The following is a 12,593-nucleotide window of genomic DNA, read 5'->3' as shown; positions in this document are numbered from 1 at the left end:
AATTATTTTCCTTCGCCGGCGTGGGTGACCAGCCAGCAGTTGTGGATCTGACGGTTACGGGCAAAGTCTTCTGACTGTGTCTTGGCGGTAATTTCTTTCGCCTCCAGACCCAGTGCGTTCAGACCTGCCAGATCCATCTGGAAACCGCGTTTGTTGTTGGAGAACATAATGGTCCCGTTACGGCGCAGTATCCGTTGTAAATCTTTCATCAGCGCCAGATGGTCGCGCTGTACGTCAAAGGTGTTCTCCATCCGCTTGGAGTTGGAGAACGTCGGCGGATCGATAAAGATCACATCGAACTGTTCGTCGGCATTGTGCAGCCAGGACAGGCAATCTGCCTGGATCAGGCGGTGCTGTCTACCGGTCAGGCCGTTAACCCGCAGGTTCTTCTCCGCCCATTCCAGATAGGTACGTGACATATCCACCGTGGTGGTGCTGCGTGCGCCCCCCAACCCGGCATGTACGCTTGCGGTGCCGGTGTAGGCGAACAGGTTGAGGAAGTCTTTGCCTTTGCTCATCTCACCCAGCATACGGCGAGCGATGCGGTGATCGAGGAATAACCCGGTATCGAGATAATCCGTCAGGTTGACCCACAGCTTGGCATTGAACTCTTCTACCAGCAGGAACTCACCCTTCTGCGCCAGCTTCTCATACTGATTTTTGCCCTTCTGACGTTCGCGGGTTTTCAGGATCAGCTGATTCGAAGGCAGCTCTAACACCGCTAACGTGGCGTTAATCACGTCAAACAGGCGCTGGCGGGCTTTCTGCGCGTCGATAGTTTTCGGCGGCGCGTATTCCTGCACCACCACCTTACTGCCATAGCGATCCACCGCCACGTTATAGTCAGGCAGATCGGCATCATACAGGCGATAGCACTCGATCCCCTGCTGCTTCGCCCATTTGTCCAATTTCTTCAGATTCTTGCGCAGACGGTTGGCAAAGTCTTCTGCCACCTGCACACCACCAGCACCCTGCGGGTTTTCTGCCAACTGGTAGTTTTTCTGTACGCAGTCCAGCGGGCCGTTTTTCGCCTTGAACTGGCGCTCGGCGCGCAGCTGCAGGCAACTGAGCAATTCCGGTGAAGCGCTGAACAACGAAAGCTGCCAGCCACCAAAGTGGCTCTTCATAATGCGCCCTAACATATTGTGCAGCGCAATCAGTGCCGGTTCGCTCTCAAGGCGTTCACCATAGGGTGGATTGCTGACCACCGTGCCTACCGGACCTTCCGGCAGTGGGTTGGTCAGTTTGCTGACGTCATTAACGTTAAAGGTGATCAATTCGGCCACGCCAGCGCGGCGGGCATTCCCCTTCGCCATTTCAATGACGCGACGATCGATATCGGAACCGAAGAAGCGTGACGGGGTTTCTTGCAGGCCACGTTTCGCCCGCACCTGCGCTTCTGTGATCACTTCACGCCACAGTTCGGCATTGTGGCCGTTCCAGGCGGTAAAGCCCCAATGTTGACGATGCAGGCCAGGCGCACGATCGGAGGCGATCATCGCCGCTTCGATCAACAGCGTGCCAGAGCCGCACATCGGGTCCAGCATCGGCGCCCCTGGTTGCCAGCCGGAACGTTGGACAATCGCCGCCGCCAGGTTTTCCTTCAACGGAGCCTGGCCGGTAAGATCGCGATAGCCGCGCTGGTGCAAACCTTCTCCGCTCAGATCGAGCGCTACGCTGGCCATATCACGCTGCAGGAAAACGTTCACCCGAATGTCCGGCTGCTGTTTCTCTACCATTGGCCGATCGTTGAGCTTGCGGGTAAAGCTGTCCACAATGGCATCTTTGACCTTCAGCGCACCATATTGGCTATTGCGGATCTCTTCATTGAGGCCGCTGAAGTGCACGACAAAGGTTTTATCCAGGCCAAATATCGATGGCCAGTCAATGGCCTGCACACCGAGGTACAGATCCAAATCGCTGTGCACGCGAAATTCATTCAGCGGCAACAGAATACGCGAAGCCAGGCGGCTCCAGAGCAGGCTTTGGTACAGAAGACGATCGTCACCCTGAAAATGTACTCCCCCCTGCACCACTTTGCAGGAGTGAGCGCCAAGCCGCTCCAGTTCGCTTTTTAACAGTTCTTCCAGTCCACGCGCCGTGCTGGCAAACAGAGTGTTCATATCGTGCTTATCACCAAAAAGAAAATTGTTGCGCATTATAGCTAATCCAGACCGCTTGTCATAAAGTTGCTCCCTTCTATTTCATTTATCGCACGGAGGCAGGGGTGATCACGCTCTCCCGACTTTACGTTCATCCGGTCAAATCACTACGGGGTTTGCAGCTCTCTCACGCTCAGGTGGCCAGCAACGGCCTGGCTTTTGATCGCTCTTTCATGATCACCGAGCCAGACGGTACCTTCATCACCGCCCGCCAATATCCGCAGATGGTGCTGTTTACCCCGGCGTTGTTGGCGGATGGTCTGTTTCTGACCGCACCGGACGGTGAAAGCGCGGCGATCCGCTTCATTGACTTCGCTCCCGATGCGCAGCCGACCGAGGTGTGGGGCAATCATTTCACCGCGTTGATCGCGCCGGTGGCCATCAACAGTTGGCTAAGCGGTTATTTTCAGCGCGAGGTCCAGCTACGCTGGGTGGGGCCTGAATTAACCCGCAGGGTAAAGAAGCACCCGGAAATTCCACTCTCCTTTGCCGACGGTTACCCTTATCTGCTGATTAATGAAGCTTCGTTCCAGGATCTGCAGCAACGTTGCCCAAGCAGCATCAGGCTGGAGCAGTTCCGCCCGAACCTGGTGGTGACCGGCAGCCCGGCCTGGGCAGAAGATGGTTGGCAGGTGATCCGCGTCGGCGACGTGATGTTCGATCTGGTAAAACCTTGCAGCCGCTGCGTATTGACCACGGTCAGCGTCGAACGTGGCCGCAAACATCCGAGCGGCGAGCCGTTGAGCACGCTACAACAGTTCCGCACTGCCGATAATGGCGACGTCGACTTTGGCCAAAACATGATTGCCCGTAACAGCGGTATTATCCGCGTCGGCGATAGCGTTGAAGTATTGTCAACCAAACCGCCGCGGCCTTATGGGGCAGGTAAGGTCGTCGAAAGCCTGCAGGCGCCGCAGGACAACACCACCAGCGTGAGCATTGAGTATCAAGGAAAGGTGTTTGCCGGTAATAACCAGCAGATCTTGTTAGAGCAGTTGGAGCAGCAAGGCATTCGCATTCCTTACTCCTGCCGGGCTGGCCTGTGCGGCAGTTGCAAGATAACGCTGGTGGAGGGCGAGGTTGTGCCGCTAAAGAAAAGCGCAGTGGCTGCCAACGGCACCATCCTCTGTTGCAGCTGTATTCCTAAAAGCGATGTGAAGCTGGCGTAACGCTTATTACACTGCCCTGTCGTAAGCCGGGGCAGACTGTTCATCCGGGATGCAAGGTTTCAAGCGATCGTGCATCACTTTTATCGCATCCCCCAACACCATGGTGCGCCCAGCCAACGCCAGCTGATTTTGTGCCAGCAAGCACAGGCTGGCATTATCCCCGGCTTCCACCACCAGCAGACGCGCCTCGACACCGCTATCCATCACCTTCACCGCCGCCAACTCGCCATTTTTTGGGCGCAGCGGATAGTGTTGCTGAGCAAAATGCCAGCTCTTGGGCATCAGGGGTTTGAGAAAACGGAAGGCCACCAGCGCATTTAATACCAACTCGGCACGTTGTTCATGGCTGAGCTTTATCTGTTTGCACTGTTCTTCATAATCAAAATAAAGCGCTGCATCATCGACGCAGAATGCACATTCAGCGAAGGCGTCCGGGGTTAGCATTTTTGCCGGAAAGCGTGAACGGAAGATCATACCATTGGCTAAATCGAGCATCAGTCGATCGTGCTCAGCGTCAAAATACCAACGCCAATTGTCATCAGGTTTTATCTTCATTGCTTATCCTTCTCACCACATGCCAACGCAGTATTACGCAAAGGGCGATTTTATCACCAGAAAGGTTGCTGAAACATCGGATAATTCCGCTACCGAACAAAATATAGACGAGCCGGGGGCAGAAATAAACCCCCGGTCGAAAATGAAAGGCAAAATATTAGATATGGGTAACGATATCTTTAATCAAACGCGGTCCGTGGAAGATAAAACCGGAATAAATTTGTACCAACGTTGCCCCGGCCTCCATTTTTTCCCGCGCCGCCGTCAGGGAGTCAATTCCGCCAACGCCGATAATCGGCAAGCGCCCTTGCAGCTCCTGCGACAAACGGCGGATCACTTCGGTGCTGCGTAACTGTACCGGACGGCCACTTAATCCCCCTGCCTGATCGCAGTAATTCAACCCCTGAACCAGTTTACGATCGAGAGTGGTATTGGTGGCAATGACCCCATCTATATTATGACGCACTAAACTGTCTGCTATTTGGATCAGTTCTTCTTCTGAAAGATCCGGCGCGATCTTTACTGCAACCGGCACATATTTGTGATGGCGAGCCTGCAATTGGGCCTGCTTATTTTTTATCGCCGCTAGCAGATCGTCCAGCGCTTCACCATACTGTAAGGATCGTAATCCTGGGGTATTGGGTGATGAGATATTAATCGCGATATACCCCGCATACGGATAAACCTTATCCATACAGATCAGATAATCGTCTTTGCCTTGCTCGACCGGCGTGTCTTTATTTTTACCGATATTGATCCCCAGCACGCCGCCAAAATGGGATTTTTTAACATTTTCAACCAGATTGTCTACGCCATGGTTATTGAACCCCATGCGGTTGATCAGCCCTTCGGCCGGGACCAGGCGGAACAGACGCGGTTTTTCATTGCCCGCTTGCGGACGCGGCGTAACGGTACCAACCTCAACAAAGCCAAAGCCCATCGCGCCAAAGGCATCAATGCACTCGCCGTCTTTATCCAGACCGGCGGCCAAACCTAATGGGTTGCTAAAAGAGAGCCCCATGCAGCTCACCGGCTTGCTCGGCACCGACTGACGGATAAGAAACTCTAGTGGGGTGCCGGTAATACGGCGCAGTTGACTGAAGGTCAATTCGTGTGCGCGCTCGGGATCGAGCTGGAACAAGGCTTTCCTGACGATGGGGTAGTACATGTACTCTCCTGATTTCCCGGTGATATCCTGCTGACTTGAGGTCGCAAGTAAATCGCTGTGCCTGATGGGGATACACGTGGGGATCATGCAGAACGCCGACACATCGTAAACCCATCCCTGGGGGCTCGCAATCACGCATCCCTGCGCTCAACGGTCGGCTAACCTGCATGATCCCCACCTGCTTCAGGCTTTCGGTGTTGCGGTTATTTAGCGACAACCTCAAGTCAGCAGGATAGGCCTGTCGACCGGGGGCGTATTATCCGGTATCCCCTCGCCAATTGGAATTGATTAAAGGCAAAAAAAGCGCGTTTAGCGCAATCGTTTCCCTTGTATGGCACTACTTCCCCGCTTTTCCCCCTTTACGCATATCAAAATCAAAAAATGAGATTTAAAAATCACCTCCTTTTGCTGTTAGCTTTAAAACACCTTACGAACATTAATTTAACATTAATAACTTTTTGATATAAGGAGTGGCGATGCGCGTTTTATCTCTAGCTGGCAGCCCAAGGCTCCCCTCACGCTCGGCGGCGCTGTTGCAACTGAGCCAACGCTGGCTACAACAGCAGCAGGTGGAAGTGATCCCCTATACCCTGCACGATTTTCAGGCGGAAGACCTGATGCGCGCCAATTTTAACAGCCCTGATATTAAAGCCTTCGCCGCACAACTGGCCGCTGCGGATGGTCTCTTGATCGCCACGCCGGTTTATAAGGCATCGTTTTCTGGCGCGCTGAAAACCTTACTCGATCTGCTTCCTGAACGCGCGCTGGAACACAAAGTGGTTTTGCCGCTGGCCACCGGCGGCTCCATCGGCCACATGCTGGCGGTGGACTATGCGTTGAAGCCAGTGTTGACGGCGCTGAAAGCCCAGGAAGTGCTGCACGGCGTGTTTGCCGATGACGGCCAGATAGTGCTTAACGGTGAACAGGCCCAGCTATCCGATGGGGTGGCCGCACGCCTGAACGAAGCGTTGGACAGTTTTTATCTGGCGCTCAGCCGTCGTAAACCGCCGGTGCCAAACACCGCCGCCTCTCTGTTAACCCGGCAAACTGCCTAAGGAAATCATCATGCCACTCTCTTTCCGCCGTTGGCTTAACACCGGTGCGCTGGCCGCCATTATGGCGCTGGCGCTGACCAATACCGCTGTCGCACAAGATAACGCGCCTGCTCAGTTTCGTATTGGCTATCAAAAAGGCTCGGTGAGTCTGGTGTTGGCCAAAACCCACCAGTTGCTGGAACAACGCTTTCCTGCCACCAACATCAGTTGGATCGAATTCCCGGCGGGCCCGCAGATGCTCGAGGCGCTGAACGTCGGCAGCATCGATCTGGGCAGCACCGGCGATATCCCTCCAATCTTTGCCCAAGCGGCCGGTGCCGACCTGCTGTACGTCGGCGTAGAACCGCCAAAACCCAAGGCGGAAGTGATCCTGGTGCCGGAAAATAGCCCGATCCACAGCGTCGCCGAGTTGAAAGGCCATAAAGTGGCCTTCCAGAAAGGCTCCAGTTCACACAACCTGCTACTGCGGGCACTGCAAAGGGACGGCCTGAGGTTTACCGATATCCAACCGGTTTATCTGACGCCCGCCGATGCCAGAGCGGCCTTCCAACAGGGCAACGTCGATGCCTGGGTGATCTGGGATCCCTACTATTCTGCCGCGTTGCTGCAAGGCGGAGTGCGGGTATTGACCGATGGCAGCGAACTGAACCAGACCGGTTCTTTCTATCTGGCCGCTCGCCCTTATACCGAAGCCAACGGCCCGTTCATCCAGCAGGTGCTGGCGGTGCTGACCCAGGCCGATGCGCTGACGCATAGCGATCGGGCGCAGAGCATTACCTTGCTGGCCAAGGCGATGGGCTTACCGGAAGCGGTAATTGCCAGCTATCTGGATCATCGCCCACCGACGGCCATCAAACCCCTAGGGTACGCCACCATTGCTGCCCAGCAAAAAACCGCCGATCTCTTTTTCGCCAACCGCTTGGTTCCGGTTCAGGTCGATATTTCTCAACGCGTCTGGCACCCAGCCGCACAATAATCAGGAGAGAGCGCTATGAGCATTAACGTATTCTGGTTTTTACCGACTCACGGAGATGGCCACTATCTGGGAAGTTCAGAAGGGGCACGTGCGGTCGATTACGGTTATCTTCAGCAGATCGCCCAGGCCGCTGATCGGCTCGGTTTCGGCGGCGTGCTGATCCCAACGGGGCGTTCGTGCGAAGACTCTTGGTTAGTTGCCGCGTCGTTAATTCCGGTCACGCAGCGGCTGAAGTTCCTGGTGGCCCTGCGCCCCGGCATCATATCCCCGACCTTGGCAGCCAGGCAGGCCGCCACGCTAGATCGCCTTTCCAATGGCCGCGCCCTGTTCAATCTGGTGACCGGCGGCGATCCAGAAGAGCTGGCAGCGGAAGGATTACACCTTAACCACACCGAACGCTATGAAGCCTCCGCCGAGTTCACCCACGTATGGCGCAAAGTGCTGGAAGGTGAAACCGTCGATTTCGCCGGTAAGCATATTCAGGTGAAAGGCGCCAAGCTGTTGTTCCCGCCAGTGCAGCAACCTCGCCCACCGCTGTATTTTGGCGGTTCCTCAGAGGCGGCACAGGATCTGGCAGCCGAGCAGGTTGAACTGTATCTGACCTGGGGAGAACCCCCTGCTCAAGTGAAAGAAAAAATAGAGGAAGTACGAGCCAAAGCAGCGGCCCTGGGGCGCAAAGTCCGCTTCGGCATTCGCCTGCACGTCATCGTGCGCGAAACCACCGCAGAAGCCTGGCAGGCGGCCAACCGTTTGATCGCCAACCTCGATGATCAAACCATTGCGGATGCACAAAAAGCCTTCGCCCGCTTCGACTCCGTTGGCCAACAGCGTATGGCGGCCTTACACGGCGGCAAGAAGGACAATCTGGAAATCAGCCCTAACCTGTGGGCCGGTGTCGGATTGGTGCGTGGCGGTGCAGGCACGGCGTTGGTGGGCGATGGTCCGACGGTCGCTGAGCGCATTCAGGAATATGCCGACCTGGGTATCGATACCTTTATTCTTTCCGGTTACCCGCATCTGGAAGAGGCCTATCGCGTAGGTGAACTGTTGTTCCCGCATCTCGATCTGGCGACCAGCGAACAACCAACCCAGTTGCGTACGATCAAGCCACAGGGCGAAGCGGTCGCCAATATCTATATCCCACAAAAAGTGTCACAAAGCTGAGGAGAACAGTGATGGCGATCGGTGCACAACAAATTCTGCACCGGCTGGCCCCCTGGGCTTTGCCGGTAGCGCTGGTGATTGGCTGGCAGACCGCCGTTGAGGCTGGCTGGTTATCTAACCGTATCTTGCCCGCGCCGAGCGCCGTAGTGGCTGCCTTTTGGGCCTTAACCAAGAGTGGCGAACTGTGGCAACACCTGACCATCAGCAGTTGGCGTGCGCTGATTGGCTTCAGTATCGGTGGCAGCATTGGCTTGGTACTAGGGTTCATTACCGGCCTGTCCCGTTGGGGAGAGCGTTTGCTCGACAGCTCGGTACAGATGATCCGTAACGTGCCGCATCTGGCGCTAATCCCGCTGGTGATCTTGTGGTTCGGCATCGACGAGTCCGCCAAAATCTTTCTGGTGGCGCTGGGTACGCTATTCCCGATCTATCTGAACACCTATCACGGCATCAAGAATATCGACCGTGGCCTGCTGGAAATGGCGCGCAGCTACGGCCTGAGCGGCTTTAGCCTGTTTACGCAGGTGGTGTTACCCGGCGCGTTGCCTTCGATCATGGTCGGCGTGCGTTTTGCGCTCGGGTTTATGTGGTTAACGCTGATCGTCGCCGAAACCATCTCCGCCAACTCTGGCATCGGTTATCTGGCAATGAACGCCCGTGAATTTCTACAAACCGATGTAGTGGTGGTCGCCATTATTCTGTATGCCCTGCTCGGCAAACTGGCCGATGCCTGCGCACAACTGCTCGAACGTGTCTGGTTACGCTGGCACCCGGCCTATCAACTGAAATCAGGAGAAGCATAATGACGGCCCCGACTCGTATTCCGCAAGGCACCCCCATTACGCTGGAAGGCATCGCCAAACGTTATGGCAACCGCACCGTGCTGGACGATCTGCAACTCCGCATCACTGCGGGCCAGTTTGTGGCCGTGGTTGGGCGCAGCGGCTGTGGTAAAAGCACCTTATTACGCCTGCTCGCAGGGCTGGAAACGGCCAACGGTGGGACCCTGGTGAGTGGTAATGCCCCACTCAGCCACGCCAAAGACGATACGCGTCTGATGTTTCAGGATGCTCGCCTGCTGCCGTGGAAAAAGGTGATCGATAACGTGGGGCTTGGCCTACGCGGCAACTGGCGTGATGCTGCATTGCAGGCGTTAACCACCGTTGGGCTGGCCGATCGTGCCAATGAATGGCCAGCCGCGCTGTCTGGCGGGCAGAAACAGCGCGTCGCCCTGGCCCGTGCGTTGATCCATCGCCCACGTTTGTTGCTGTTGGATGAACCCTTGGGGGCACTGGATGCGTTAACGCGTATTGAAATGCAGGGGCTGATCGAAACGCTTTGGCAACAGCATGGCTTCACCGTACTGCTGGTCACGCATGACGTCAGCGAGGCGATCGCACTGGCCGATCGGGTGCTGTTAATCGAAGAAGGACGTATCGGATTGGATCTGACCATTGATTTGCCACGACCGCGCCGCAAAGGTTCGGCAAAGCTGGCAGAGTTGGAAGCAGAGGTGCTGACCAGGGTGTTGTCACCACCGCAAACCGTTGGGACTTCCCGCCGGGTGGCAAATTAATCAGGGGACGGCAAATGCCGCCCCCCTTGCTTTTACGCGTCTAACGCCTTGGTGATCTTCTCAAACAGATCGCCAGACAGGTTCTCCAGCCCTTTCAACTGCTCCAGCGCCTGACGCATCAACGCCTGACGAGAGGCATCGTAACGCTTCAGGCGGATCAGTGGTTCAATCAGCCGCGCAGCAACCTGTGGGTTACGCTTGTTCAGATCGCTGAGGATCTCCACCAGGAACTGATAGCCGCTGCCGTCTGCCGCATGGAACGCCGCCGGGTTAGCCGAAGCGAACCCACCAATCAACGAGCGAGTACGGTTTGGATTACTCAGGCTGAATGAACGGTGTTGAAGCAACGAACGCACCTTGCTGAGCACGTCTGCCGCCGGGCTGGTGGCCTGCAAGATAAACCACTTGTCCATCACCAAACCATCGTGATGCCAGCGCTCATCAAACTCGGCCATCAAGGCATCACGGCAAGGCAACTGTGCCCCCATCGCCGCAGCCAGTGCCGCCAGCGAATCGGTCATGTTGTCAGCCTGCTGGAACTGTTGCACCACCAGCTTGTCGGCCTGCTCTACATCGCCGAAAGCCAGATAGTGCAGACAAATATTACGCAGCGAACGCTTGGCAATATCGCCGTGCTCAACCCGGTACCCTTCGGTTTTGTTAGCGTGATATACCGCCAGCCACTCATCGGCCAGCTCTTTAGCCAGGCAACGGGTGATCGCTTCATGCACTGCCGAAATGGCTTGCGGATCGATGATGGCGAACAGCTCGGCAATTTCGTTTTCCGATGGCAGCGTGAGGATCTGCGCGGCCAGGGCCGGATCCAGCTTCTCATCCAGCAGCACCGCCCGGAAGGCATCTGCCACGTGCAGCGGCAGCGACAATGGCTGCTTCTGCTGATGTTTGGCGACGTTCAGCTTAATGTAAATGGCCAGCAGGCTCTGCGCGGCATCCCAGCGAGAAAACTCATTGCGTGCATGCTGCATCAGGAACGTCAGTTGCTGATCGCTGTACGGATAGTCCAGCTTGACCGGTGCCGAGAACTCACGCAACAGCGAAGGAACCGGCTTATGCGCAACGCCATCAAACACAAAAGTCTGTTCGGCGGCGGTGACGTTCAACACGTTATTGACCGGGGAACCGCCTTTCTGCAAGGCAATAACGTTGCCTTCGCTGTCGTAAAGCTCAATATCCAGCGGAATATGCAACGGCAGTTTTTCTGGCTGATCGGCCGTCGGCGCGGTTTTCTGGCTGACGTGCAAGCGGTATTGCTGATCCTCGGCGCTATAATCATCACGCACCGTCAGCAGCGGCGTACCAGACTGGCTGTACCAGCGGCGGAACAGCGACAGATCGACGTTGGAAGCGTCTTCCATTGCCTGCACAAAATCATCGCAGGTTGCCGCACTGCCGTCGTGGCGTTCGAAATAGAGCTGCATCCCCGCCTGGAACTGTTGTTCCCCCAGCAGCGTGTGCAGCATGCGGATCACTTCGGATCCTTTCTCATACACCGTCAAGGTGTAGAAGTTGTTCATCTCGATCACTTTATCCGGCCGGATCGCATGCGCCATCGGGCTGGCGTCTTCGGCAAACTGCGCCCCACGCATCACCCGCACGTTATCGATGCGGTTGACTGAACGGGAGCCCAGGTCGGAGCTGAACTCCTGATCGCGGAACACCGTCAGCCCTTCTTTCAGACTAAGCTGGAACCAGTCGCGGCAGGTCACGCGGTTGCCGGTCCAGTTATGGAAATATTCGTGGCCGATCACCGCTTCAATATTCAGGTAATCCTTGTCGGTGGCGGTTTCTGCCTTGGCCAACACATACTTCGAGTTAAAGATATTTAACCCTTTGTTCTCCATCGCCCCCATGTTGAAGAAATCCACGGCGACGATCATGTAGATATCCAGATCGTATTCCAGGCCAAAGCGGGTTTCGTCCCACTTCATCGAGTTTTTCAGCGAGGTCATGGCCCAGTCGGCACGATCCAGGTTGCCACGGTCGACAAACAGCTCCAAGGCCACCTTACGACCAGAACGGGTGGTGAAGCTATCGCGCAACACGTCGAAATCCCCTGCTACCAGCGCAAACAGATAGCTAGGCTTAGGGAACGGATCCTGCCATTGTACCCAGTGACGGCCATCTGCCAGGTCACCCTCAGCCACCCGGTTGCCGTTCGACAGCAGGAACGGATAACGCGCTTTATCGGCGACGATGCGGGTTGTGAAACGGGCCAGCACGTCTGGGCGATCCAGATAGAAGGTGATGTGGCGGAAGCCTTCGGCCTCGCATTGGGTGCACAGCGCTTCGCCAGACAGGTATAGCCCTTCCAACGCGCTATTTTTAGCCGGATGGATATCGTTGACGATCGTCAGGGTAAACTGGGCAGGTAGCTGTTCGATCACCAGTTGGTTTTCCTGCTGGTGATAGGCGCTCCACGGCTGCCCATCCACTTGAATACTCACCAGAGTCAGGTCTTCGCCATTCAACGTTAACGGTGCACCGGCGGCACCCTGCCGTTTGATCTGGCTGACGGCGGTAACGCGCGTGGTGTCTGCATCCAGTTCAAAATCCAGGTCGATATCGGTGATGGTATAATCTGGGGCGCGATAATCGTGGCGATACTTCGCCTGTGGCTGTTGTGTCATAAAAACCCTTTGACGTCTCAGTGAGTTACAGATCCCGGACTCGGAGCGCACCGCCGTGCAGGACGACGCGGTACCTCAATGGCCCGATTGTGAATAAACTGTATCACAGCTATAAAAAAA

At 55.9% G+C, this 12,593-nt stretch carries 10 protein-coding genes; 6 read left to right on the top strand and 4 right to left on the bottom strand.

What is annotated here, in order from left to right:
- Positions 1–2: 2 nt before the first annotated feature.
- The gene (rlmKL, locus tag AC6HVW_RS09690; protein WP_137751241.1) at positions 3–2,123 is read right to left on the bottom strand and encodes a bifunctional 23S rRNA (guanine(2069)-N(7))-methyltransferase RlmK/23S rRNA (guanine(2445)-N(2))-methyltransferase RlmL; all 2,121 of its coding nucleotides are present in this window, start codon (positions 2,121–2,123) and stop codon (positions 3–5) included.
- A gap of 104 nt (positions 2,124–2,227) precedes the next feature.
- On the opposite strand from rlmKL, the gene AC6HVW_RS09685 reads away from it, so the two are divergent.
- On the top strand, positions 2,228–3,331 hold the full coding sequence (locus tag AC6HVW_RS09685; protein ID WP_071680723.1) for a YcbX family protein: 1,104 nt from the start codon (positions 2,228–2,230) through the stop codon (positions 3,329–3,331).
- A 6-nt stretch (positions 3,332–3,337) separates the two neighbouring features.
- Here the strand turns inward: AC6HVW_RS09685 and AC6HVW_RS09680 are convergent, their stop codons facing one another.
- Together AC6HVW_RS09680 and pyrD are read right to left on the bottom strand one after the other, a co-directional pair.
- Positions 3,338–3,886 carry a cell division protein ZapC gene (locus AC6HVW_RS09680; protein WP_021804887.1) on the bottom strand — a complete coding sequence of 183 codons (549 nt, stop codon included), beginning with the start codon at positions 3,884–3,886 and terminating at the stop codon, positions 3,338–3,340.
- A gap of 157 nt (positions 3,887–4,043) precedes the next feature.
- Positions 4,044–5,054, bottom strand: coding sequence for a quinone-dependent dihydroorotate dehydrogenase (gene pyrD / locus AC6HVW_RS09675; RefSeq protein ID WP_071680724.1), 1,011 nt, complete (start codon positions 5,052–5,054; stop codon positions 4,044–4,046).
- Between the two features lie 476 nt (positions 5,055–5,530).
- Between pyrD and ssuE the strand changes: the two genes are divergently transcribed.
- From ssuE to ssuB, 5 genes are read left to right on the top strand one after another with little or no spacing between them, the layout of a single operon-like run.
- Positions 5,531–6,109, top strand: a complete 579-nt coding sequence (gene ssuE, locus AC6HVW_RS09670) for an NADPH-dependent FMN reductase (protein WP_186486176.1) — start codon at positions 5,531–5,533, stop codon at positions 6,107–6,109.
- Positions 6,110–6,119: 10 nt separating this feature from the next.
- Entirely contained in the window at positions 6,120–7,085 is a 966-nt protein-coding gene (locus AC6HVW_RS09665; RefSeq protein WP_071680726.1) for a sulfonate ABC transporter substrate-binding protein, read from the top strand.
- Between the two features lie 15 nt (positions 7,086–7,100).
- Positions 7,101–8,249 carry an FMNH2-dependent alkanesulfonate monooxygenase gene (ssuD, locus tag AC6HVW_RS09660; RefSeq protein WP_071680727.1) on the top strand — a complete coding sequence of 383 codons (1,149 nt, stop codon included), beginning with the start codon at positions 7,101–7,103 and terminating at the stop codon, positions 8,247–8,249.
- 11 nt (positions 8,250–8,260) lie between these two features.
- Entirely contained in the window at positions 8,261–9,052 is a 792-nt protein-coding gene (gene ssuC, locus AC6HVW_RS09655) for an aliphatic sulfonate ABC transporter permease SsuC (RefSeq protein ID WP_046808141.1), read from the top strand.
- Complete coding sequence (gene ssuB / locus AC6HVW_RS09650) at positions 9,052–9,825, top strand: aliphatic sulfonates ABC transporter ATP-binding protein (RefSeq protein ID WP_186486175.1); 774 nt, start codon at positions 9,052–9,054, stop codon at positions 9,823–9,825. Before ssuC ends, ssuB begins: the two co-directional genes overlap by 1 nt.
- A 32-nt stretch (positions 9,826–9,857) precedes the next feature.
- On the opposite strand, the gene pepN is transcribed toward ssuB, so the two are convergent.
- Positions 9,858–12,473 carry an aminopeptidase N gene (pepN, locus tag AC6HVW_RS09645; RefSeq protein ID WP_071680730.1) on the bottom strand — a complete coding sequence of 872 codons (2,616 nt, stop codon included), beginning with the start codon at positions 12,471–12,473 and terminating at the stop codon, positions 9,858–9,860.
- Positions 12,474–12,593: the final 120 nt, after the last annotated feature.

The organism is Serratia sp. NCCP-200, assembly GCF_059697885.1.
Note: the sequence above shows the minus strand (reverse complement) of the source record. Positions and strands in the feature narration are given on the sequence as shown.

Coding starts and splice junctions, on each gene's coding strand:
- rlmKL (WP_137751241.1), bottom strand. CDS start 2,123: ATGAACACTCTGTTTGCCAGCACGGCGCGTGGACTGGAAGAACTGTTA.
- AC6HVW_RS09680 (WP_021804887.1), bottom strand. CDS start 3,886: ATGAAGATAAAACCTGATGACAATTGGCGTTGGTATTTTGACGCTGAG.
- pyrD (WP_071680724.1), bottom strand. CDS start 5,054: ATGTACTACCCCATCGTCAGGAAAGCCTTGTTCCAGCTCGATCCCGAG.
- ssuE (WP_186486176.1), top strand. CDS start 5,531: ATGCGCGTTTTATCTCTAGCTGGCAGCCCAAGGCTCCCCTCACGCTCG.
- AC6HVW_RS09665 (WP_071680726.1), top strand. CDS start 6,120: ATGCCACTCTCTTTCCGCCGTTGGCTTAACACCGGTGCGCTGGCCGCC.
- ssuD (WP_071680727.1), top strand. CDS start 7,101: ATGAGCATTAACGTATTCTGGTTTTTACCGACTCACGGAGATGGCCAC.
- ssuC (WP_046808141.1), top strand. CDS start 8,261: ATGGCGATCGGTGCACAACAAATTCTGCACCGGCTGGCCCCCTGGGCT.
- ssuB (WP_186486175.1), top strand. CDS start 9,052: ATGACGGCCCCGACTCGTATTCCGCAAGGCACCCCCATTACGCTGGAA.
- pepN (WP_071680730.1), bottom strand. CDS start 12,473: ATGACACAACAGCCACAGGCGAAGTATCGCCACGATTATCGCGCCCCA.